This is a genomic window from Microbacterium sp. MPR-TSA4 (assembly GCF_058792815.1).
In genome coordinates this window covers 24,228-45,158 of record NZ_JBXAFF010000026.1, presented here as the reverse complement: position 1 = coordinate 45,158, position 20,931 = coordinate 24,228, and the positions used below count along the sequence as shown (strand labels likewise).

Below are 20,931 nucleotides of genomic sequence, written 5' to 3'. Positions count from 1 at the left end.
ACCCCCGCCCGCGGACGTTGAGCGAGCACCCCACCTCCGGTCGTTGAGCGAGCGCAGCGAGTCGAAACGCCCGACCCCGCCCGCGACGTGAGCGAGCCGTGAGGACCGCCCGCCGGGCCGTAGGGAAACCGTAAGGACGGCGCAGCCCGCCGCGACGCCGGAGTTGGATCGGATTCCGTGCCCACGGTGGGCGCCCGCGCAGAGGCCCGATGACGGAGCGCGGTCAGTGTCCGGGAGTTCCTGTGCTCGATGTGATCTACGTCGTCGTGACGATCGCGGTGTTCGCGGTCGTCGCCCTCGTCGCGAAGGGGGCGGAGCGACTCTGATGGACGTCTTCTCGATCATCGGCGCCGTGCTCGGCGTCGCCAGCGTCGTCTACCTGGTCGTCGCCCTCGTGAAGCCGGAGCGCTTCTGATGGGCGTCGACACCGCCGACATCTGGTTCGGCGTCCTGCAGATCGCGACGCTCGTCCTGCTGCTCGCGCTGCTCTACCGTCCCGTGGGCGATCTCATGTTCCGCATCTTCACGAGCGAGAAGGATGCCGCCGCCGAGCGCGTCGTCTACCGCCTCATCGGCGTCGATCCGCAGAGCGAACAGACCTGGCAGGCCTACACCCGCGGCGTGCTCGCCTTCTCGCTGCTGGGCGTGCTGTTCGTCTACGCGCTCCAGCGACTGCAGGCGTTCCTGCCCGCTTCGCTCGGGCTGCCGGCCGTGCCGGAGGGGCTGGCGTTCAACACCGCGGCATCCTTCGTCACGAACACCAACTGGCAGTCGTACTCGCCCGAGGCGACGATGGGCTACCTCGTGCAGCTCGCCGGTCTCACCGTGCAGAACTTCGTGTCGGCCGCGGTGGGCATCGCGGTCGCGATCGCGCTCGTGCGCGGCTTCGCGCGGCGCGGGCAGAGCACGATCGGCAACTTCTGGGTCGACCTGACCCGCGGGCTCGGCCGGCTGCTGCTGCCGATCGCGGTCGTGGCGGCGCTCGTGCTGCTGGCCGGCGGCGTCATCCAGAACCTGAACGGCTTCGTCGACGCGCACACCCTCACCGGAGCGACGCAGTCGATCCCGGGCGGACCGGTCGCCTCGCAGGAGGCGATCAAGATGCTCGGCACCAACGGCGGCGGGTTCTTCAACGCGAACTCCGCGCACCCGTTCGAGAACCCGACGCCGTGGACGAACCTGGTCCAGCTGCTGCTGATCCTCGTCATCCCGATCTCGCTCCCCCGCACGTTCGGCCGCATGGTCGGCGACAACCGCCAGGGCTACGCGATCCTCGCCGTCATGTCGACCCTCGCGATCGCGTCGATCGCCGCGGTGAGCGCGCTCGAGGTCGCCGGCCACGGCACGGCCCCGCAGCTCGCGGGCGGCGCCATGGAGGGCAAGGAGCAGCGTTTCGGCATCGTCGGCTCCGCCCTGTACGCGGCCGTGACGACCCTCACCTCGACCGGCGCCGTGAACTCGATGCACGACTCGTACACCGCCACCGGCGGCATGATCCCGCTGCTGAACATGATGCTCGGCGAGGTCGCCCCCGGCGGCGTCGGCTCGGGCCTGTACGGCATGCTCGTGCTCGCGATCATCGCGGTCTTCGTCGGCGGCCTGCTCGTCGGGCGCACCCCCGAGTACCTGGGCAAGAAGATCGGTCCGACGCAGATCAAGCTCGCGAGCCTCTACATCCTCGTGACCCCGACACTCGTGCTCGCCGGCACGGCGCTGAGCTTCGGCATCCCCGCCGTGCGTGCCGACGTCGAGGCGACCTCGATCCTCAATCCCGGCATCCACGGGATGACGGAGGTGCTCTACGCGTTCACCTCGGCCGCGAACAACAACGGCTCCGCCTTCGCGGGCCTCACCGCCAACACGCCCTGGTTCAACACGGCGCTCGGGGTGGTGATGCTGCTCGGCCGGTTCGTGCCGATCGTGCTCGTGCTCGCCCTGGCCGGCTCGCTCGCCGCGCAGGAGCGTGTTCCGTCCACCGCCGGGACGCTGCCCACGCACCGTCCGCAGTTCGTCGGCCTGCTCGCGGTCGTGACGGTCGTCATCACCGCTCTCACCTACTTCCCCGTTCTCGCGCTGGGTCCCCTGGCAGAAGGTCTGTCCTGACATGAACACGTCCACCCCGGTCCTCCACCGTCCGCAGCCCGCCGGTGACGACACCGCGTCGTCGCCCGCCCCCGCCCGCCGCGCGTTCGGCTGGACGCAGCTGGTCGGCGCCCTCCCCGGCGCCCTCCGCAAGCTCAACCCCGCCGAGCTGTGGCGCAGCCCCGTCATGTTCCTCGTGTGGGTCGGCGCGGCCCTCACCACCGCCATCGCCATCGCCGAGCCGTTCCTCGGCGGACCGCAGAGCTCCGGCGGCACGCCCGTGCCGGCCGGTTTCACGTGGGGCATCGCGGTGTGGCTCTGGCTGACCGTGCTGTTCGCCAACCTCGCCGAGTCGGTCGCGGAGGGCCGCGGCAAGGCGCAGGCGCAAGCCCTGCGGACGACCCGCACCGCGACGCTCGCGCACCTCGTGCGCGGCTACGACCCCACGACGGATGCCGCGGCCACCGCGGCCACCACCGACGACGTCGCCTCGTCCGAGCTCGCCCTCGATGACGTCGTGGTCGTGTCGGCGGGCGAGCTCATCCCCGGCGACGGCGACGTGATCTGGGGCATCGCCACGGTCGACGAGTCGGCGATCACGGGCGAGTCCGCCCCCGTCGTCCGGGAGTCCGGCGGCGACCGCAGCGCCGTCACCGGCGGCACGCGGGTGCTCAGCGACCGCATCGTGGTGCGCATCACCTCCCAGCCGGGCCAGACCTTCGTCGACCGCATGATCGCGCTCGTCGAGGGCGCGAACCGCCAGCGCACGCCCAACGAGATCGCCCTCGGCATCCTGCTGGCGAGCCTGTCGATCGTGTTCGTGATCGTCGTGCTGACCCTCAACCCGATCGCGTCGTACGCGGCGAGTCCGGTCAGCATCCCCGTGCTCGTGGCGCTGCTGGTGTGCCTCATCCCGACGACGATCGGCGCCCTCCTGTCGGCGATCGGCATCGCGGGCATGGACCGCCTCGTGCAGCACAACGTGCTCGCCATGTCGGGGCGCGCCGTCGAAGCCGCCGGCGACGTGACCACGCTGCTGCTCGACAAGACCGGCACGATCACCTACGGCAACCGCCGCGCGAGCGCCTTCGTCGCGCTCACCGGTGTCGCCGGCGACGAGCTGGCTCGCGCGGCCGCGCTGTCCTCCCTCGCCGACCCGACCCCCGAGGGCGTGTCGATCGTCGAGCTCGCCGCGGCTCAGGGGGTCGCTCCCGCCGCGCCGGACGGATCGACGCCCGTGCCGTTCACGGCGCAGACGCGCATGAGCGGTCTCGATCTGGTCGACGGCACGCACGTGCGCAAGGGCGCGGCATCCGCCGTGCTCGCCTGGCTCGAGGCGGAGGGGCACGCGGTGGCGCCGCAGCAGCGCGCCGAACTCCTCCAATTCACCGACGCCATCGCCCAGTCCGGCGGAACCCCGCTGGTGGTCGCCACGCTCGACCCTCGATCTGGAGGAGTTCCGCTCGGGGCCGTGCACCTGAAGGACGTCGTCAAGGAGGGTCTCGCCGAGCGGTTCACGCAGCTGCGTGCGATGGGCATCCGCACCGTGATGATCACGGGCGACAACCCGCTCACCGCGCGGGCGATCGCCGCGGAGGCGGGTGTCGACGACTTCCTCGCCGAGGCCACCCCGGAGGACAAGCTGGCGCTCATCCAGCGCGAGCAGGCCGGCGGCGCGCTCGTCGCGATGACCGGCGACGGCACCAACGACGCCCCCGCGCTCGCGCAGGCCGACGTCGGCGTCGCGATGAACACGGGCACCTCGGCCGCGAAGGAGGCCGGCAACATGGTCGACCTCGACAGCGACCCGACGAAGCTCATCGACATCGTCCGCATCGGCAAGCAGCTGCTGATCACCCGCGGCGCCCTGACCACGTTCTCCCTCGCCAACGACATCGCGAAGTACTTCGCGATCATCCCCGCGATGTTCATGGGCGTCTTCCCCGGACTCGCGGCGCTGAACCTCATGCAGCTGCACTCCCCGGCATCCGCCGTGACGAGCGCGATCATCTTCAACGCGATCATCATCGTCGTGCTCATCCCGCTGGCGCTGAAGGGCGTCGCGTACCGGCCGGCGAGCGCCTCGCAGATCCTCGGACGCAACCTCCTCATCTACGGCCTGGGCGGAGTGGTCGCCCCGTTCGTCGGCATCAAGCTCATCGACCTCGTCGTGAGCCTTCTCCCGGGCTTCTGACCGGGCTTCCGAAAGGCATCGTCATGTCCACCCGCACCTCCACCCGTACCTATGCCCGCCACCTCGGCGTCGCCGCCCGCGCGATGCTCGTCGCCACCGCCGTGCTCGGCCTCGCCTACACCGCCGTGATCACCGGCGTCGGGCAGCTCGCCCTCCCCGCGCAGGCGAACGGCTCGCTCGTGCGCGGCACCGACGGACAGGTCGTCGGCAGCGCGCTGATCGGCCAGTCCTTCACGGATGCCGACGGCGTGGCCCTGCCGCAGTACTTCCAGTCGCGGCCGTCCGCCGCCGGCTCGGGCTACGACGGCATGGCCTCGAGCGGCTCGAACCTCGGGCCCGAGAACAGCGACCTCATCGCCGCGATCGGCGAGCGCCAGGCCGCGATCGCCTCGTCGGACGGCGTGGCGATCGGCGACATCCCGGCCGACGCCGTCACGGCATCCGGGTCGGGCCTCGACCCGCACATCTCGCCGGCGTACGCCGAGCTGCAGGTGGCGCGTGTCGCCGAGGCCCGGGGCCTGGATCCCGCCGCGGTGTCGGCGCTCGTCGATCAGCACACCACCGGCCGGGACCTCGGATTCCTCGGCGAGCCCCGGGTGAACGTGCTCGAGCTGAACCTCGCCCTCGACGCCCTCGGACGCTGACGCGTGCGGGACGGCGGCAAGCGGCGTCGCGACGCGCCGCGCTCGCTCGCTCGCTCGACGAGCGGGGCGGAGTCGGAACCCCCGGGAGCAACCGCACTGCAAGGCCGCCGCGCCGACACGCCGCCCCCGCAACGGATGCCGCGGCGTGTCCCCCGGCATCCCTTGCAGTCCGGGTCGGTTGCCGGGCCGGCGGTGGCCGAGTCCTGTTGGTCGGATCGGGGCGGGCCCACGGCGGGAGCCCCGTCCGGCCCGCAGACCCCACCCCAACTGCAAGGGCGACGCGCCGAAACGCCGCCGGTGCGACGGATGCCACGGCGTGTCCCCCGGCATCCCTTGCAGTTCGGGCCGGTTGCGGTGGGTTCAGCTCGGGCAGGTGGGGTGGCCGGGTCCTGTCGGCCGGGTCCTGTCGGTCGGGTCGGGTCCTGTCGGTCGGGTCGGGCCCACGGCGGGAGCCCCGTCCGAGCCGCGGACCCCACCCCAACTGCAAGGCCGACGCCGCGACACGCCGCCCCCGCAACGGATGCGGCGGCGCGTCGCCCGGCATCCCTTGCAGTTCGGGTCGGTTGCCGGGTCGGGCGAGCGGCACAGCCCGGGTCGGGCCAGCCGGGCCTGGTCCCGCCGCCCACGCCGGCCGACGAGAACAGCTTCGGCGGGGGCCGGAGAACCGACGGGAGAACTAGGGTGAACGCATGAAGCGCGGCAGGCTGCGGGTGCTGCTCGGGGCCGCGCCCGGCGTGGGCAAGACGTACGAGATGCTCTCCGAGGGGCGCCGACTGCTCGCCGACGGCCACGACGTGGTCGTCGGCATCGTCGAGACGCACGGGCGCGCCGCGACCGCGGCGCAGGCGGAGGGCCTCCCCACGCTCGCGCGCCGGCGGCTAAGCCACCGCGAGGTCGAGCTCGACGAGCTCGACCTCGACGGCCTGCTGGAGCGGCATCCGGAGATCGCGCTCGTCGACGAGCTCGCGCACACCAACGCGCCGGGCTCGCGCAACGAGAAGCGCTGGCAGGACGTCGAGGAGCTGCTGGCGGCGGGCATCGACGTCATCACGACCGTCAACGTGCAGCACATCACCTCGCTCGGCGGGGTGGTCGCGCAGATCACGGGCGTCGCGCAGCGCGAGACGGTGCCGGATGCCGTGGTGCGCGCGGCCGACCAGATCGAGGTGGTCGACCTCGCGCCGCAGTCGCTGCGCGACCGGCTCGCCGCCGGTGCGGTCTACCCCGCCGAGCGGATCGACGCGGCCCTGTCGAACTACTTCCGTCTGGGCAACCTCACGGCGCTGCGGGAGCTCGCGCTGCTGTGGCTCGCCGACGAGGTCGACAGCGCGCTGCAGAGCTACCGCGAGGAGCACGGCATCCGCGGCGCATGGCAGGCCCGCGAGCGCGTCGTCGTCGCCCTGACCGGCGGCCCCGAGGGCGACACCCTGCTGCGCCGCGGCGCACGCATCGCGGCGCGCGCGGCCGGCGGCGAACTGCTGGCCGTGCACGTGACGACGCAGGAGGGCTTGCGCGCCGCCGCGCCCGGGGCGCTGGCGGCCCAGCGCGCGCTGGTCGAATCGCTGGGCGGGAGCTACCACCAGGTCATCGGCGAGGACGTGCCGCGCACGCTCGTCGACTTCGCCCGCTCCGTCAACGCGACGCAGCTCGTGCTGGGAGCGAGCCGGCGCAGTCGGCTCGGCGCGGCGTTCACGGGTCCCGGCATCGGTGCCACGGTCATCCGCGAGTCGGGCGACATCGACGTCCACATCGTCACGCACGCGGCCGCGGGCGGCGCGCTGCACCTGCCGCGGGTCACCGGCGGCGCGCTCGGCTGGCGCCGCCGCATCCTGGGGCTCGTCGTCGCGCTGACGGGCGGGCCGTTGCTGTCGTGGCTGCTGTTCGCGACATCCAACGACGAGACGATCACCTCCGATGTGCTCGCGTATCAGCTGCTGGTCGTGGTCGTCGCCCTGATCGGCGGCATCTGGCCGGCCCTGTTCGCGGCGGTGCTGTCGGGACTCACGCTCGACTTCCTCTTCATCGATCCCCGCTTCACCGTCACGATCGACAACCCGCTGCACGCCCTGTCGCTCGTGCTGTACGTCATCATCGCGATCCTGGTCAGCTGGATCGTCGACCAGGCCGCGCGGCGCACGCGGCGGGCACGTCGGGCGGCGGCGGAATCCGAGCTGCTCGCGACCGTGGCCGGCAGCGTGCTGCGCGGCGAGAGCGCCGTTCCCGCGCTGGTCAGCCGCACCCGCGAGGCGTTCGGCCTGAGCGGGGCGCGCCTGCTCGCCGGCGACGGATCGAGTGGAGAGGTGCTCGCCACCGACGGCGAGCCGGTACGGGACGGTCGCGCCGTCGTCGTGCCGGTCGGCGCCGACGCGAGCGGACGACCCCGCGCCACCCTCGAACTCCACGGCGGCGACGTCGACGCGCTCGAACGCCGGCTGCTCGACGTGATCACGGCGCAGCTCGCGGCCGCGCTCGAGCACGGCGACCTCACGCAGACGGCGCGCACCGCCGATGCCCTCGCCGCCACCGACCAGGTGCGCACGGCGCTGTTGTCGGCGGTGAGCCACGACCTGCGGCGTCCCCTGGCTGCCGCGATCGCCGCCGTCGGGGGCCTGCGGGCCGCGGGGCCCTCCCTGAGCGCCGACGACCGCGACGAGCTCATCGCCACGGCGGACGAGTCGCTCGCCGCGCTCGCGTCGCTCGTCACCGATCTGCTCGACGTCAGCCGCGTGCAGGCCGGCGTGCTGGCCGTCTCGCTGGCCCCGGTGGATTTCGCGGCGACGGTGCTGGAGGCGATCGACGAGCTCGGGCTCGGCCCCGATGCCGTCGAGCTCGCCCTCGATCCGGCGGTCCCGGCCGTCCGCGCCGATCCGGTGCTGCTGCAGCGCGTCGTGGTCAACGTGCTCGCGAACGCCCGCCGCTACGCCCCGTCCGGCACGCGCGTGCGCATCGCGTCGAGCCGCCTCTCCGCGACCGTCGAGCTGCGCATCGTCGACCACGGTCCGGGCGTCGAGACGGAGCGGCAGGGCGACATCTTCGCCCCGTTCCAGCGACTCGGCGACACCGACAACACCACCGGGCTCGGCCTCGGCCTCGCCCTCTCGAAGGGTTTCACCGAGGGGATGGGCGGAACGCTCACGCCCGAGACCACTCCCGGCGGCGGCCTCACGATGGTGATCTCGCTGCCCGTGGATGCCGCGGCATCCGTCACCGCGACGACCACCCGCTCCGGGGCGGGAGGATGACACCGTGAAGATCCTGGTCGCCGACGACGACCCGCAGCTCGTGCGGGCCCTGCGCATCACCCTCGCCGCGCACGGCTACGAGGTCGTCGCCGCCCCCGACGGCGCCGCCGCGATCGCGCTCGCGGCGCAGGCCCGGCCCGACATCGTGATGCTCGATCTCGGGATGCCGCGCCTCGACGGCGTCGAGGTGATCCACGCGCTCCGCGGCTGGACCGACGTGCCGATCCTCGTCGTCTCCGGACGCACGGGATCGGCCGACAAGGTCGAGGCGCTGGATGCCGGGGCCGACGACTACGTCACGAAGCCGTTCCAGATCGATGAGCTGCTCGCGCGGCTGCGGGCCCTCGGGAGGCGCCGATCCGGGGGTGCCGCGGCATCCGCCGACGCGCCCGTCGTGCGCTTCGGCGACGTCGAGGTCGACCTCGCCGCGACGCGGGTGGTGCGCGGGGGCGAGGTCGTGCACCTCACGCCCACGGAGTGGCGCATGCTCGAGTTCCTGGCCCGCAACCCCGGCACGCTAGTGACCCGGCAGAACCTGCTCAGGGACATCTGGGGCACCGATCAGGTGGCGGACTCGGGATACCTGCGCCTGTACATGTCGCAGCTGCGCAAGAAGCTCGAACGCGACCCCGCCCACCCGCAGCATCTGCTGACGGAGCAGGGCATGGGCTACCGGCTGGTGCTCGGGGACTGACCCGACCACGCCGCCGCGGCGTGCCACGTTTCGACTCGCTGCGCTCGCTCAACGACCGGAGGACGCACCCTCCCCGGTCGTTGAGCGAGGCGCGCAGCGCCGAGTCGAAACACCCCGCGCCCGCCCCCATCAGAACTGCAAGGCCGTAGCCGCGACACGCGGGCAGGGACAAGGGATGCCGCGGCGTGTCAGGCAGCATCCCTTGCAGTTGCGTCGCGGATCGCTCGAGGACGGGCGTGTCGATTCGCTCCGCTCCCTCACGTTTCGACTCGCTGCGCTCTCTCAAGGACCGGAGGGCGCACCCTTCCCGGTCGTTGAGCGAGGCGCGCAGCGCCGCGTCGAAACGCCCCTACCCTCAGCCCGCGACGACCGCCTCGAGACGCGCGTACGACGACTCCATGCCGTCGGTCATCCCCGTGGCGAGGATCATGTCGCGCGTCTCCTTGTCGGGGTACTCGATCAGCAGCGTCAGCAACGTCGCGCCATCCTCCTCGTAGAGCTGCAGGTCGTTGAGGTTGGCCGGTCCCGGAACCCCGATCATCCGCTCGGTCGACACCTCGCGCCAGATCGGCTCGCTGAGCACGGTCTCGCTCTCGAACCCGAACCGGGTCGACTCGTCGTCGCCCTGCTGCCACACGAAGCGAGTGGTCTCGCCGACCTCGCACTCGATCATCTGCCAGCCGTCGGGTCCCAGCAGCCACTGCCGCAGCAGCTCGGGCTCGTGGTGGGCGCGCCACACCAGCTCGCGCGAGCCCTCGATGAGTCGGGTGATGCGCACGTGCTGATCGGTCAACAGCTCGGTGCGGGTGCCCTTGCCCTGCGCGTAGGCGCGGAGGTCCTGCAGCACCGCGTCGAGCTGGCTCATCGCGAGGCGCGAACCCTCGATCGCGCCCATCGCGACGACCTGCTCGAGCGCCTCGAGCGAGGTGAAGTAGGTGGTGTTGGTCAGGCGAGAGCCCTCGGCGGTCGCATCGAAGGAGAACAGCATCCGCATCGACGGGAAGCCTTCGAGCTTCTCGCCGTCGTCACCGACGAACGAGTCGAGCACCTCGAAACTGCGACCGGGCTCGACGTTCAGGACCTCCCACGATCCGGCGGAGCGCTCCCCCCGCGGACTCGTCATGCGGTAGTCCACGCGACCGCCGGGGCGGAGGTCGAACGCGGTGAAGGTCGCCGGCCAGCCGGGAGGGCCCCAGAACCGCTCGAGCTGCCGCGGGTCGGTGAAGGCCTCCCAGAGCCGGGAGACGGGAGCCGCGGCATCCGCGACGAGGGTCATCGTGAGGTTCTCGGGGTCGGTCGTGATGTCGGTGACGGGCATGTCAGTCTCCTTGCGTGGGACGGGGATCGTGCGGTTCAGCCAGCAGGGCGTCGAGGCGGTCGATGCGCGAGCGCCAGAGGTCTTCGTAGCGGGCGAGCAGCGCCCGGGCGCGGGCGATCATGCGCGGGTCGGCGCGCACGAGGCGCTCGCGTCCCTCGGCGCGCTTGATGACGAGGCCGGCGGCCTCGAGCACGGCGATGTGCTTCTGCACGGCCGCGAACGACATGTCGTAGTCCGCGGCGAGCGCCGACACCGACTGCTCGTCGACGATCGTGCGTCGCAGGATGTCGCGCCGCGTCGCCGCCGCGAGGGCGTGGAACAGGCGGTCGGTCTCATCGTCGCTCAACTCAGTTCGTACAACCATTTGGTTGTACGTTAGGGCAGGGGATGCCGCGTGTCAATGCCCCCTTTTCACAGCCCCGGAGACCACGCCGTCGAACCTCCGCGGATGTCGCGGCGCACACCGACGGCGCCGGCCCTCCGGGCTGCGGACACGAAGCCGCGCCTGCTTCGTGTCGAACGCCTGTGGCGGCCCGAACTCCTCCACATCGACACGTGGCATGGTCGAATGCGGCTCGGTGACCGCCCCGGGGCAGTGGGTGGAGGAGTTGGGGACCCGGCGGCGCGGCGAGTCGGGCAGGCACGGCGACCCGGCGCGCCCGGCCCGTCAGGTGCCGCCGGCTTGCGCGGCCCGAACTCCTCCACATCGGCCGCTGGGTCCCGCCCCGCGGCGTTCCTGGACAGCTTCGACGCGCGAATGGAGGAGTTCGGGACACAGCGACCCCGGCACGGCACGGCTCGGCTGGGAACGGCACGGCGGGCCAGGCACGACACGCGCGACCCGGGCACGCGTGGTCCGTCAGCCGACGCTCGCTTGCGCGGCCCGAACTCCTCCACATCGGCCGCTGGGTCCCGCTCCACGGCGTCCCTGGACAGCTTCGACCCGCGAATGGAGGAGTTGGGGACACAGCGACCCGAGCTCGGCACGGCACGGCGGGCACCGCACCGCACCGCGACCCGGGCACGGCGCGGTGCGTCAGGCGGCGCAGGCGATGCAGGTCGTCGCCATGGGGCGCGCCTCGAGCCGGCCGGGAGCGATCGGGGCACCGCACACGAGGCAGACGCCGTAGGTCCCGGCATCCACCCGCGCGAGCGCGGCGTCGACCTCCGCCCGCTCGTCGCGCACGGAGCGGCGGAGCGCGTCGATGCGCTGCCACTCCCCCGACAGGGTCGAGCCCTCCGGGTCGTGTTCGTCGTCGGCGGTCGCGTCGGACCGGTCGGTGCGCACGGCGACCTCATCGGCGTCGAGCCGGGCGAGCATCTCGTCGAGCTCCGCGGCGCGGGCCCGCAGGCGCACGACGGGGTCGGTCATCCCTGGTGGCCGATGAGCCAGGTCACCCCGAACCGGTCGCGCACCTGTCCGTCGTGATCACCCCACGGCCGCAGTGCGAGGGCGTCGAGCACCTCGCCACCCTCGGCGAGCGCAGCGAACCACTCCTCGAGCGTCGCCGGCTCGGCGGTGCCCAGGAGGGAGAACAGGATGCCGCGGAGTTCCAGGGTCTGCTCGCCGCTTCCGGCATCCGACGCGAAGAGCTCGACCGGACCCTGCAGCATGCCGTGCGCGATGCGGTCGGCGGGCCCGTCGTCGCGACCGAACTCGCCGAAGGTCGAGAGGACGAGTTCGCCGCCGAAGACGCCCCGGTAGAACTCGAGTGCGTCGCGTGCCGTGCCGTCGAAGGAGAGGTACGGGGTGAGTCCGGTCATGGGGGCGAGGATACGTCGAACCCGCGACACGCACGACCCCTCCTGTCAACCCCCGTGCGCGTCTCGCCGACCCGGCGAACAGTGGAGGGCACCACGAAGGAGGACGAGATGACCGATCCGCAGACGTCCGACACGATCGACGGCACGGCCGGCGTCGGCGCCGAAGACGCCCCCGAGGGCGTCGAGCCCGACACCGAGGCGCTGACCGAGCCGAGCACCGAGAAGGACCCGGGCGAGGAGCCCCTGGCACCGCATCCGGAGGAACCGCTCGCGCCGAATCCGGAGGAGCCCCTCGCGCCCACTCCGGACGAGCCGACGATGCCGCAGGCGGAGGAGCCCAGCCACCACGCCGTCGGCATCGGCGTGATCGACGACGAGGTCTGACGGCGACCGCGCACCGGTTCCGCGTCGGCCCGGTTTCAGGGCCTCAGCCCCCGCCGGGCGGCGACCGCGCCGCACCGCCAGCCGGGCGCATCGCCGCCGCGAGGCGGCGCGATCTCGGCGGTGTCGATCCCCGAGCCCTCCAGAAGCCAGGCGATCAACGAGTTCGAGTTCCACATGTCGCCGATCCCGAACGGATCGCGTCCCCAGACGAAGCGGGGCGCATGGCCCACCCGCGCGATCAGCGCACCTGCCGCCGCGGGTGACAAGGCGAGCCGACGGGGCGGCTCCACGGCCCACCGGCGATCGGGGATGACGCCGTCCTTCCAGCAGCGGATCTCGTAGCGGAAGAGTCGGGAGCCCCCGAGCCGGCGCGATCCCACCGGTCCCTCGGCGACGACGCCGCGGGGGCCCACCGGACCACCCCAGGCCGGCGTCATCTCGATGACGTATCCGGCCTCTCCGTCGAAGACCTCGAGGGCGGCATGGAAGAGGGGCCGCGGCGACCGACGCGCCCGGAGGGCGCGCAGCGACTCCCACCACCGGCTCGTCCGGACCACGACGCGCCCTCCCGCCCCGACGGGCAGCCACCACAGGTCGGCGTGGGCGCCGGTCATGAGCGTCGACCGACGCGAGACGGAGACCCCATGCGTCGAGGCTACCGACCCTCGTGATCCGGGCCACGGCCCGAACTCCCCCACCCCGCCACGGCCCGAACTCCTCCAACCCGCCGCCGAACCCCGCCGCCGCACCCGGCGGATCGGGCTGTGGCCGCCTCCGACAGGCGCGGATGGAGGAGTTCGGGACAGGAGCAGACCCGGAGCGGACCCCGCGGAGCGGGCCACGGTCGCGCGCCCGTGACGGACAGCGTCCCGGCTAGACTGAGGCCGTCCCCGGCACCCGAGTCTTGGAGTCCCGCCGCGTGAGCACCCCCGCATCCGACAGCAAGGTCGCAGACACTGTCGAGAACGCCGTCCAGACGCCGGAGAAGGAGCAGCCGTACGCGGCACTCGGACTCAAGAGCGACGAGTACGACCAGATCAAGCAGATCCTCGGCCGCCGCCCCACCAGCGGCGAGCTGGCGATGTACTCGGTGATGTGGAGCGAGCACTGCTCGTACAAGTCCTCCAAGATCTACCTGCGCCGGTTCGGGCAGAAGGTGTCCGAGGAGATGAAGGCGCGCCTCATGGTCGGCATGGGCCAGAACGCCGGCGTCGTCGACGTGGGCGAGGGCTGGGCGGTCACCTTCAAGGTCGAGAGCCACAACCACCCCAGCTACATCGAGCCGTTCCAGGGCGCCGCGACCGGCGTCGGCGGCATCGTCCGCGACATCATCTCGATGGGCGCGCGCCCCGTCGCGGTCATGGACCAGCTGCGCTTCGGCGCCATCGACAACCCCGACACGGCCCGCGTCGTGCACGGGGTGGTCAGCGGCATCAGCTTCTACGCGAACTGCCTGGGCCTGCCGAACATCGGCGGCGAGACGGTCTTCGACTCCGTCTACCAGGGCAACCCGCTCGTCAACGCCCTCGCGGTCGGCGTCATGCGCCACGAGGACATCAAGCTCGCCAACGCCACCGGCGCGGGCAACAAGGTCGTCCTCTTCGGCGCCCGCACGGGCGGCGACGGCATCGGCGGCGCATCGATCCTCGCGTCCGACACCTTCGCCGACGGCGGCCCCACCAAGCGGCCGGCCGTGCAGGTGGGCGACCCGTTCGCCGAGAAGGTGCTCATCGAGTGCTGCCTGGAGCTCTACCGCGACGAGCTCGTCGAGGCGATCCAGGACCTCGGCGCCGCCGGCATCTCCTGCGCCACGAGCGAGCTGGCCGCCAACGGCGGCTCGGGCATGCGCGTCGACCTCGAGAACGTGCTGCTGCGCGACCCCACGCTCACGCCGGAGGAGATCCTCATGAGCGAGAGCCAGGAGCGCATGATGGCGATCGTCGCGCCCGAGAAGCTCGACGCGTTCCTGGCCGTCACGGGCAAGTGGGATGTCGAGACGAGCGTGCTCGGCGAGGTCACCGGCGACGGCCGCCTGCAGATCTTCTGGCACGGCGAGCAGATCGTCGACGTCGACCCCTCGACCGTCGCCGTCGACGGCCCGGTCTACGAGCGCCCGGTCGCCTACCCCACCTGGATCGACGCCCTGCGCGACGACTCGGCCTCGGCCCTCGACCGCACCGACGACCCCGCGACCCTGCGCACGCAGTTCCTCGATCTGCTGGGCAGCCCCAATCTCGCCGACACCAGCTGGGTCACCAACCAGTACGACTACTACGTCATGGGCAACACGGCGCTGAGCTTCCCCGATGACGCCGGCATGATCCGCGTCGACGAGGAGAGCGGCCTCGGCTTCGCGATCGCGACCGACTGCAACGGCCGCTTCTGCCAGCTCGACCCGTACGCGGGTGCCCAGCTGGCCCTCGCCGAGGCGTACCGCAACGTCGCCGTCACCGGGGCCGTTCCCACCGCCGTCACCGACTGCCTGAACTTCGGCAGCCCGGAGAACCCCGAGGTCATGTGGCAGTTCGGCCAGGCCGTCGACGGTCTCGCCGACGCGTGCCTCGAGCTCGGCGTCCCGGTCACCGGCGGCAACGTCAGCTTCTACAACCAGACCGGCGACACCCCGATCTTCCCGACGCCGGTGGTGGGCGTGCTGGGCATCATCGACGACGTCGCCCGCCGCATCCCGAGCGGCTGGCAGGATGCCGGCGAGAACATCTATCTGCTGGGTGTCACGGCCACCGAGCTGAGCGGATCGGCGTGGGCCGAGACCGTGCACGGCCACCTCGGCGGACGCCCGCCGGCGGTCGACCTCGCGCAGGAGAAGCGCCTGGCGGAGCTCATCCACGCGGCATCCCAGCAGGAGCTCGTCTCGAGCGCGCACGACCTCTCGTCGGGCGGGCTCGCCCAGGCCCTCGCCGAGGCCGTGACGCGGTTCGGTGTCGGCGCGCGCGTGTGGCTGCGCGAGATCATGGAGCGCGACGGCGTGGATGCCGCGACCGCCCTGTTCAGCGAGTCGACCGGCCGCGTCATCGTGTCGGTGCCGCGCGAGGAGGACGTGAAGTTCCGCGGACTGTGCGAGGGACGCGGCTACCCGGTGCTGCGCATCGGTGTGACCGACGTCGCGGCGGACGGCGACGAGCCGGCGCTCGAGGTGCAGGACGTGTTCACGGTGACCGTCGGCGAGCTGCGCGCCCGCGCGCAGGCGACGCTGCCCGCGGCATTCGGTCCGACCGTCACCGAGCCCGTAGGCTGAGCGCATGAGCGACGAGGACGAGTACACCGGCATGAACGAGGCGCGCACGCGCCGCACGCGCATCATCGCCTGGGTCACGATCATCGCCCTCATCCTCGTGGGCGGCGGCGCGACGGTGCTCGCCCTGCTCTTCGGCTGAGCCGGCGCGCGGGCTCCTCGGCGCATCGCGCACTCCGCGTCGGATCGAGCGGCCTCGCCCGGGTACGGATGCCGCGGCATCCGGTCTGCGAGCGCTCCCAGGCGTTCTCGTTAGGCTGAGGACGTGGATCCGCTCTGGGCGTCTCTCGCCGAGTTCTGGTGGATCGGGCCGACGGTGATCGGCACCGGCACCCTCGGCTGGCTCGGGCTGCGCCGGGAGCGTCGGCAGCGCCACCGCCGCATCGAGCTCGACGCGGCGCGCCTGGAGATGCACGCCGCCCGCCGCGCGGCGACGGCCGCGCGTGCCCGGCACCGGGTGGCGCGCACCGAGCTGGCGCGGGTGCAGGCCGAACAGGCGACGGGGCGCGCCGGTCGCGCGGACGTGATCGCCGCACGGCGCGAGCTCGACCGTGCCGCCGACGAGGCGCGAGCCGCCGCGGCGACCGCGCGCGCCCGACGTGCGCACGTGGCGGCCGCCCGCGCGGCGCTGCCCGCGGCGACGGATGCCGCCGACACCCCCACCGCGCGACTGCTGGCCACGCACGACGCGATCACGGCGCGATGGATGACCTATGAGACCGATCCCGCGCGGCTGATCGCCTTCCCGGCGATGACCGATGCCCGCCAGCCGCTGACGGCGGCGTTCCTGGCCGCGGAGCGGCGGGCGCGCGAGCGGCGTCCGGCCTCCGCGCAGGCGCGCATCACGCCGCCGCAGTTCGCCGCGTACCGGGATGCCGTGGCGGCCGTCTCCCGCGCATTCGATGCGGCCGAGGCCGACGCCTGGCGGCAGGCGCGGGCGGCGGGCGACGCCCCGGCACGACCGGCGCCCGGCGACCCCGATGCGCCGCGCGCCGGCACGATCGGGATCGCCCCGTGGACGGAGATCGCGCAGAACCTCACCCAGACGGTCACGCACACGGTGATCGCGCGGGGGACGGAGGCGTTCGCCCGCGTGATGGCGACCCGGGGATCGCAGGCGGCGCCGGCGCCGCGCGGCGACGCGGCCACGACGCAGAACCCCGAAGACCCACCCCCGGGCGCCGCCGGCCCCGCCGCTTCCGGCCGTCCCGACGCTCCCGGCGGTCCGATCTGGCCCGTGCCGCGACGCCCGCGCGCCTAGGCCTCGCCGCGCAGAGGCCTCCCCGCGCATAGGGTTGAGGCCGTGGACCAGTTCTGGATCTTCGCCCAGCACTATTGGTGGCTGGTGTTCCCCGTTCTCGGCGTCGCGGGCGGCGCACTGCGCCGGTGGGACGTGCTCGCGCAGCGTCGTCACGCGCGTCGGCTGGAGGTCATGAAGGCGAAGGCCGAGCTGAAGACCATCACGGCGTCCACCCGCGTCTCCGGAAGCGACCCCCAGCCCATCACGAAGCCCTCCCCGCTGCCCGATCAGCTGGAGAAGCTGTTCGCGGTCCACGACGACGTGACCGCGCGGTGGTTGGAGTACGAGCTCGATGTGGCCCGCATGATCGCCTTCCCCACCATGAGCGACGGCCGCCAGCCCCTGACCGCGGCGTTCCTGCGTGCCAAGAAGGTCGCCGACCGTCTGCGCCCGCCGTCGGCCGATGCCCGGGTCGGCGCCGACCAGGTCGCCGAGTACCGGGCGGCGGTGACCGACTACGAGGTCGCCTTCGATCTCGCCGAACGCGAGGCCCGACGCGTGCGCGACTCGCAGTTCACCGAGACCGAGCGCAAGCGTCTCGCCACCGCGCAGCAGCTGCTGGCCGTCGCTCTCGACGAGTCCGCGACGCCGGCCGAGCGCCAGGTCGCCTACCGGCGGGTGCGCGAGGAGGTCGACGGCCTGCTGGCCCTGTCCGACGAGGCCGTCGAGATCCTCGAGAACCGCGTGGCCCTCCAGCTCGAGCGTCCGCATCCCGCCCCCGACGACGAACGGGGCCCGGCGAACGCCGGACCCCGTCCCTGACGGTCACGCCTCACGCGGTGAGGCCGTCGACCCATTCCTGGTTGTCGGCGATCCACTGCTTCACGACGGGGCCGTAGTCGTCGCCGCTGTACTGGTTGAACATGGCGTCCTCGAGCGATGCGAGCTTGTCGCCCGGCATCGAGAAGCCCGAGATCCAGCCGTGCACCTCGGGGTGGTCCTGCGCGAACGAGGTCGCGGCCACCGAGTGGATGCTCTCGGCATCCCCCAGCAGTCCCTTCGGGTCGGCGAGATCCTTCACCGGGAACGCGTTGTACGCCCAGTGCGGCCGCCACAGGGTGACGGCGATGTTCTGCCCGGCATCCGTCGCCTTCTTCAGCTCGGCGAGCATGGCGGGCGTCGACGACTCGACGAGCTCCAGGCCGTCCAGCCCGTAGCCCGGCACGACGTCGTCGCCGGTGATGCGCATGAGTCCGGACCCGGGTTCGATGCCGATGATCCGGCCGCCGAACTGGTCGGATGCCGCGGCGAGCTCGTCGAGCGAGTCGATCGGCGCATCCTCGTTCACGGCGATGGTGAGCCGGGCGTCGTCGTTCCACGCGCCGAGGTCCTCGACCTTGTCGCCGTAGCGCTCCATGTAGTCGGCGTGGGTCGTGGGCAGCCAGGTGTCGAGGACGAGGTCGAAGTCGCCGCGGGCGAGCCCCTGGTACACCGGCGCGACGTCGGCGTACGTGAGCGTCACGTCGTAGCCCTTGTCCTCGAGGATCGACTGCCACAGGTACGACGCGGCGATGCCTTCGTCCCACCCGTTGAACACGGCGATCTCGATCGACTTCGGGTCGGAGGCGGATCCGCCGGCGCCTCCGGCGCATCCGCTCAGGGCGAGCGCGGTCGCCGCGGTCAGGGCGATGCCGCCCAGAATGCTCCTGGTGTTCTTCATGCTGACGTCCTCTCCATCCGCGTGCTGTCCGCGGATCGTTCGGTGTCAGCCGCGGACTCTCCGCGGCTGGGGCGGGCGTCGTGCCCGCCGGGTCGGGGGGTGGTGCGGGCACGGCGCGGTACGCGTGGGCGCCCGAGCGCCGAGGTGAGGCGGTCGAGGATCATGGCGATCATCACGACCGACAGGCCGGCCTCGAAGCCGAGGCCCACGTTGATGCGGCCGATGGCGCGGACGATCTCGCCGCCGAGGCCGCCGGCGCCGACCATCCCGGCGATGACGACCATCGAGAGGCTGAGCATGATCACCTGGTTGATGCCGGCCATGATCGACGGCAGCGCGAGCGGGATCTGGATCTGGCGCAGCACGCGCGCCGGGGAGGCCCCGAAGGCGTACCCGGCCTCGACGACCTCGCTGTCCACCCCGCGGATGCCGAGCTCGGTGAGGCGGACGCCGGGTGCGATGGCGAACAGGATCGTGGCGATCATGCCGGGGACCGCCCCGACGCCGAAGAAGATGATCGCCGGGATGAGGTAGACGAAGGCGGGCATCGTCTGCAGGAAGTCGAGCACAGGACGCACGATGCGCGACACGGTGTCGCTCCGCGCGGCCCAGATGCCGACCGGGATCGCGATCACGATCGCCACCAGCGCCGCGACGATCACGAGCGCGAGGGTGTCCATCGCGTTGTCCCACTGGTCGACGGCGACGATGACCAGCAGCCCCAGCGCGGTGCCGAGCGCCAGGCGCCAGCCGCTCACGGCGAAGGCGGCCGCGGCGAGCACCAGGATCAGCAGCCAGAACGGGGGCGCCATGAGCACGGCATCCACCCCGTCGTAGACGGCGCCGAGCACGAACGCGACGGCGTCGAAGAACCCGCGCAGCACGTCGCCGAGCACGTCGACGACGGCCTCGGCCCACTCTCCGACGGGAATGCGCAGCGCCTCCATCAGCGACCCCCTTCCGCCGCGGCGTCGACGAGCGGCGTGAACTCCGCCACCATCTCCAGCGGCGTCTGCACGACCGGCATCTCGCGCGTGGTCGGCGGCACGTTGCCGAGCGCCGCGAGCAGCGTGATGCGCGGGATGACGCCGCGCAGGCGCCCGTCGGCGTCGACGACCGCGAGCGGGACGGTCGCCTCGACGGCGGTCTCGACGATGTCGGTGAGCAGGTCGTCGGGCCCGACGGTCGGCACGTGCGCATCGACGATGCGGCGGAGGTCGGTCTCCCCCGACTTCACGGCGCGGATGACCGCCCGATCCGTCACGACGCCGACCAGACGCCGATTCTCGGTGGCGAACACCGCGCCGGCCTGGTTCTCACGCATCGCGCGGAGGGCCCCGCGCACGCCCGCGGTGATCGGCGTGGACAGCGTGGGCGGCTCCATGACGGCGGATGCCGTGAGCACCCGCGCCCGGTCGACGTCCTGGACGAACTGGGCGACGTAGTCGTTGGCCGGGTCGGTGAGGATCTCCTCCGGCGTGCCGTTCTGCACGATGCGGCCATCGCGCATGACCGCGATGCGGTCGCCGAGGAACATCGCCTCGTTGAGGTCGTGCGTGATGAACACGATCGTCCGCCCCAGCTCGCGCTGCAGCTCGACGAGCTGCTCCTGCATCTCGCGACGGATGAGGGGGTCAAGGGCGGAGAAGGCCTCGTCCATGAGCAGGATGTCGGTCCCGGCGGTGAGCGCCCGCGCGATGCCGACGCGCTGGCGCATGCCGCCGGACAGCTGGTCCGGAAGCGCGTCCGCGCGATCGCCGAGCCCGACCCGCTCCAGGATGTCGCGGGCCCGCTCGCGGCGCTCCGCCTTTCCGACGCCCTGGATCTCGAGGGCGTAGGCGGCGTTGTCGAGCACGCTGAGGTGCGGCAGCAGCGCGAAGTGCTGGAAGACCATCGACACCGACGCGCGGCGGATGCTGCGCAGCTGCGCGGCGGAGGCCGTCGTCACGTTGCGGCCGTCGATCGTCACCTCGCCGGCGGTGGGGGCGAGCAGGCCGTTGAGCATGCGGATGATCGTCGACTTGCCCGAGCCGGACAGCCCCATGATCACGAAGATCTCGCCGCGGTTCACGGTGAAGCTGGCATCGACGACGGCGGCCGTCCCGGCATCCGCCACGTCGGCGCGGGACTGTCCGGCGCGCAGCCGCGCGACGGCATCCTTCGGATCGCGTCCGAAGACCTTGAACAGATGCCGCGCCTCCAACAGGGGCGCAGCGGAAACAGCGTCGGTCACAGAACACCTCGGCAGCCCGGTGCACAGGCTGCATCGGTCACGCCCGGGTGACGGCCGCTCGCGCTCGTGCTGAACGCTCGGCGCAGGACATCGGGTCCGCGCAAAGGCCGCCGACCGTACGTCCGCCGGTGCCAACGGGCACGACAGCGGTCGCGGACTGGTC

The 20,931-nt window shown here is 72.4% G+C and carries 19 protein-coding genes; 11 read left to right on the top strand and 8 right to left on the bottom strand.

Annotated features, from left to right (window positions below; genetic code table 11):
* Window positions 1-325: 325 nt before the first annotated feature.
* From kdpF to AC1Q49_RS11350, 6 genes are all read left to right on the top strand, one after another.
* A complete protein-coding gene (gene kdpF, locus AC1Q49_RS11375) occupies window positions 326-415 on the top strand; it encodes a K(+)-transporting ATPase subunit F (protein WP_060959093.1) in 90 nt (29 codons plus the stop codon).
* A complete protein-coding gene (kdpA, locus tag AC1Q49_RS11370; protein WP_060959092.1) occupies window positions 415-2,103 on the top strand; it encodes a potassium-transporting ATPase subunit KdpA in 1,689 nt (562 codons plus the stop codon). Before kdpF ends, kdpA begins: the two co-directional genes overlap by 1 nt.
* 1 nt (window position 2,104) lies before the next feature.
* Window positions 2,105-4,276, top strand: a complete 2,172-nt coding sequence (gene kdpB, locus AC1Q49_RS11365; RefSeq protein WP_492492242.1) for a potassium-transporting ATPase subunit KdpB — start codon at window positions 2,105-2,107, stop codon at window positions 4,274-4,276.
* A gap of 23 nt (window positions 4,277-4,299) precedes the next feature.
* Complete coding sequence (kdpC, locus tag AC1Q49_RS11360; protein WP_492492240.1) at window positions 4,300-4,920, top strand: potassium-transporting ATPase subunit KdpC; 621 nt, start codon at window positions 4,300-4,302, stop codon at window positions 4,918-4,920.
* Between the two features lie 689 nt (window positions 4,921-5,609).
* Window positions 5,610-8,162 (top strand): DUF4118 domain-containing protein, encoded by a 2,553-nt coding sequence (locus tag AC1Q49_RS11355; RefSeq protein WP_492492238.1) that lies wholly within the window; start codon window positions 5,610-5,612, stop codon window positions 8,160-8,162.
* 4 nt (window positions 8,163-8,166) lie between these two features.
* On the top strand, window positions 8,167-8,856 hold the full coding sequence (locus tag AC1Q49_RS11350; RefSeq protein WP_101307049.1) for a response regulator: 690 nt from the start codon (window positions 8,167-8,169) through the stop codon (window positions 8,854-8,856).
* A gap of 355 nt (window positions 8,857-9,211) precedes the next feature.
* Here AC1Q49_RS11350 and AC1Q49_RS11345 read toward each other — a convergent pair whose 3' ends face one another.
* The 4 genes from AC1Q49_RS11345 to AC1Q49_RS11330 form a co-directional block, all read right to left on the bottom strand.
* Window positions 9,212-10,174 (bottom strand): SRPBCC family protein, encoded by a 963-nt coding sequence (locus AC1Q49_RS11345; protein WP_101307050.1) that lies wholly within the window; start codon window positions 10,172-10,174, stop codon window positions 9,212-9,214.
* Between the two features lies 1 nt (window position 10,175).
* Window positions 10,176-10,538: an ArsR/SmtB family transcription factor gene (locus AC1Q49_RS11340; protein ID WP_492492235.1), complete on the bottom strand. Its 363-nt coding sequence runs from the start codon at window positions 10,536-10,538 to the stop codon at window positions 10,176-10,178.
* 672 nt (window positions 10,539-11,210) lie between these two features.
* Window positions 11,211-11,546, bottom strand: coding sequence for a TraR/DksA family transcriptional regulator (locus AC1Q49_RS11335; RefSeq protein ID WP_492492233.1), 336 nt, complete (start codon window positions 11,544-11,546; stop codon window positions 11,211-11,213).
* A complete protein-coding gene (locus tag AC1Q49_RS11330; RefSeq protein WP_492492231.1) occupies window positions 11,543-11,938 on the bottom strand; it encodes a VOC family protein in 396 nt (131 codons plus the stop codon). The genes AC1Q49_RS11335 and AC1Q49_RS11330 overlap by 4 nt, the downstream gene beginning before the upstream one ends.
* 108 nt (window positions 11,939-12,046) lie before the next feature.
* Between AC1Q49_RS11330 and AC1Q49_RS11325 the strand changes: the two genes are divergently transcribed.
* Window positions 12,047-12,322 (top strand): hypothetical protein, encoded by a 276-nt coding sequence (locus AC1Q49_RS11325; RefSeq protein WP_492492229.1) that lies wholly within the window; start codon window positions 12,047-12,049, stop codon window positions 12,320-12,322.
* A 35-nt stretch (window positions 12,323-12,357) separates the two neighbouring features.
* On the opposite strand, the gene AC1Q49_RS11320 is transcribed toward AC1Q49_RS11325, so the two are convergent.
* The gene (locus AC1Q49_RS11320) at window positions 12,358-12,936 is read right to left on the bottom strand and encodes a hypothetical protein (protein WP_492492227.1); all 579 of its coding nucleotides are present in this window, start codon (window positions 12,934-12,936) and stop codon (window positions 12,358-12,360) included.
* Window positions 12,937-13,241: 305 nt separating this feature from the next.
* Between AC1Q49_RS11320 and purL the strand changes: the two genes are divergently transcribed.
* The 4 genes from purL to AC1Q49_RS11300 all read left to right on the top strand — a co-directional run bounded on the left by purL (window position 13,242) and on the right by AC1Q49_RS11300 (window position 17,637).
* Window positions 13,242-15,578, top strand: a complete 2,337-nt coding sequence (purL, locus tag AC1Q49_RS11315; protein ID WP_061782386.1) for a phosphoribosylformylglycinamidine synthase subunit PurL — start codon at window positions 13,242-13,244, stop codon at window positions 15,576-15,578.
* Between the two features lie 4 nt (window positions 15,579-15,582).
* The gene (locus AC1Q49_RS11310; protein WP_255266093.1) at window positions 15,583-15,717 is read left to right on the top strand and encodes a hypothetical protein; all 135 of its coding nucleotides are present in this window, start codon (window positions 15,583-15,585) and stop codon (window positions 15,715-15,717) included.
* 123 nt (window positions 15,718-15,840) lie between these two features.
* Window positions 15,841-16,836, top strand: coding sequence for a hypothetical protein (locus AC1Q49_RS11305; protein ID WP_101307060.1), 996 nt, complete (start codon window positions 15,841-15,843; stop codon window positions 16,834-16,836).
* A 42-nt stretch (window positions 16,837-16,878) separates the two neighbouring features.
* The gene (locus AC1Q49_RS11300) at window positions 16,879-17,637 is read left to right on the top strand and encodes a hypothetical protein (RefSeq protein ID WP_061782384.1); all 759 of its coding nucleotides are present in this window, start codon (window positions 16,879-16,881) and stop codon (window positions 17,635-17,637) included.
* 10 nt (window positions 17,638-17,647) lie between these two features.
* On the opposite strand, the gene AC1Q49_RS11295 is transcribed toward AC1Q49_RS11300, so the two are convergent.
* The 3 genes from AC1Q49_RS11295 to AC1Q49_RS11285 are packed head-to-tail and all read right to left on the bottom strand — an operon-like array spanning window position 17,648 to window position 20,768.
* Window positions 17,648-18,535, bottom strand: coding sequence for a glycine betaine ABC transporter substrate-binding protein (locus tag AC1Q49_RS11295; RefSeq protein WP_060959657.1), 888 nt, complete (start codon window positions 18,533-18,535; stop codon window positions 17,648-17,650).
* Entirely contained in the window at window positions 18,532-19,482 is a 951-nt protein-coding gene (locus AC1Q49_RS11290; RefSeq protein ID WP_492492224.1) for an ABC transporter permease, read from the bottom strand. The genes AC1Q49_RS11295 and AC1Q49_RS11290 overlap by 4 nt, the downstream gene beginning before the upstream one ends.
* Complete coding sequence (locus AC1Q49_RS11285; RefSeq protein ID WP_101307064.1) at window positions 19,482-20,768, bottom strand: quaternary amine ABC transporter ATP-binding protein; 1,287 nt, start codon at window positions 20,766-20,768, stop codon at window positions 19,482-19,484. The genes AC1Q49_RS11290 and AC1Q49_RS11285 overlap by 1 nt, the downstream gene beginning before the upstream one ends.
* Window positions 20,769-20,931: the final 163 nt, after the last annotated feature.

Coding starts and splice junctions, on each gene's coding strand:
- kdpF (WP_060959093.1), top strand. CDS start 326: ATGGACGTCTTCTCGATCATCGGCGCCGTGCTCGGCGTCGCCAGCGTC.
- kdpA (WP_060959092.1), top strand. CDS start 415: ATGGGCGTCGACACCGCCGACATCTGGTTCGGCGTCCTGCAGATCGCG.
- kdpB (WP_492492242.1), top strand. CDS start 2,105: ATGAACACGTCCACCCCGGTCCTCCACCGTCCGCAGCCCGCCGGTGAC.
- kdpC (WP_492492240.1), top strand. CDS start 4,300: ATGTCCACCCGCACCTCCACCCGTACCTATGCCCGCCACCTCGGCGTC.
- AC1Q49_RS11355 (WP_492492238.1), top strand. CDS start 5,610: ATGAAGCGCGGCAGGCTGCGGGTGCTGCTCGGGGCCGCGCCCGGCGTG.
- AC1Q49_RS11345 (WP_101307050.1), bottom strand. CDS start 10,174: ATGCCCGTCACCGACATCACGACCGACCCCGAGAACCTCACGATGACC.
- AC1Q49_RS11340 (WP_492492235.1), bottom strand. CDS start 10,538: ATGGTTGTACGAACTGAGTTGAGCGACGATGAGACCGACCGCCTGTTC.
- AC1Q49_RS11335 (WP_492492233.1), bottom strand. CDS start 11,546: ATGACCGACCCCGTCGTGCGCCTGCGGGCCCGCGCCGCGGAGCTCGAC.
- AC1Q49_RS11330 (WP_492492231.1), bottom strand. CDS start 11,938: ATGACCGGACTCACCCCGTACCTCTCCTTCGACGGCACGGCACGCGAC.
- AC1Q49_RS11325 (WP_492492229.1), top strand. CDS start 12,047: ATGACCGATCCGCAGACGTCCGACACGATCGACGGCACGGCCGGCGTC.
- AC1Q49_RS11320 (WP_492492227.1), bottom strand. CDS start 12,936: ATGACCGGCGCCCACGCCGACCTGTGGTGGCTGCCCGTCGGGGCGGGA.
- AC1Q49_RS11310 (WP_255266093.1), top strand. CDS start 15,583: ATGAGCGACGAGGACGAGTACACCGGCATGAACGAGGCGCGCACGCGC.
- AC1Q49_RS11295 (WP_060959657.1), bottom strand. CDS start 18,535: ATGAAGAACACCAGGAGCATTCTGGGCGGCATCGCCCTGACCGCGGCG.
- AC1Q49_RS11290 (WP_492492224.1), bottom strand. CDS start 19,482: ATGGAGGCGCTGCGCATTCCCGTCGGAGAGTGGGCCGAGGCCGTCGTC.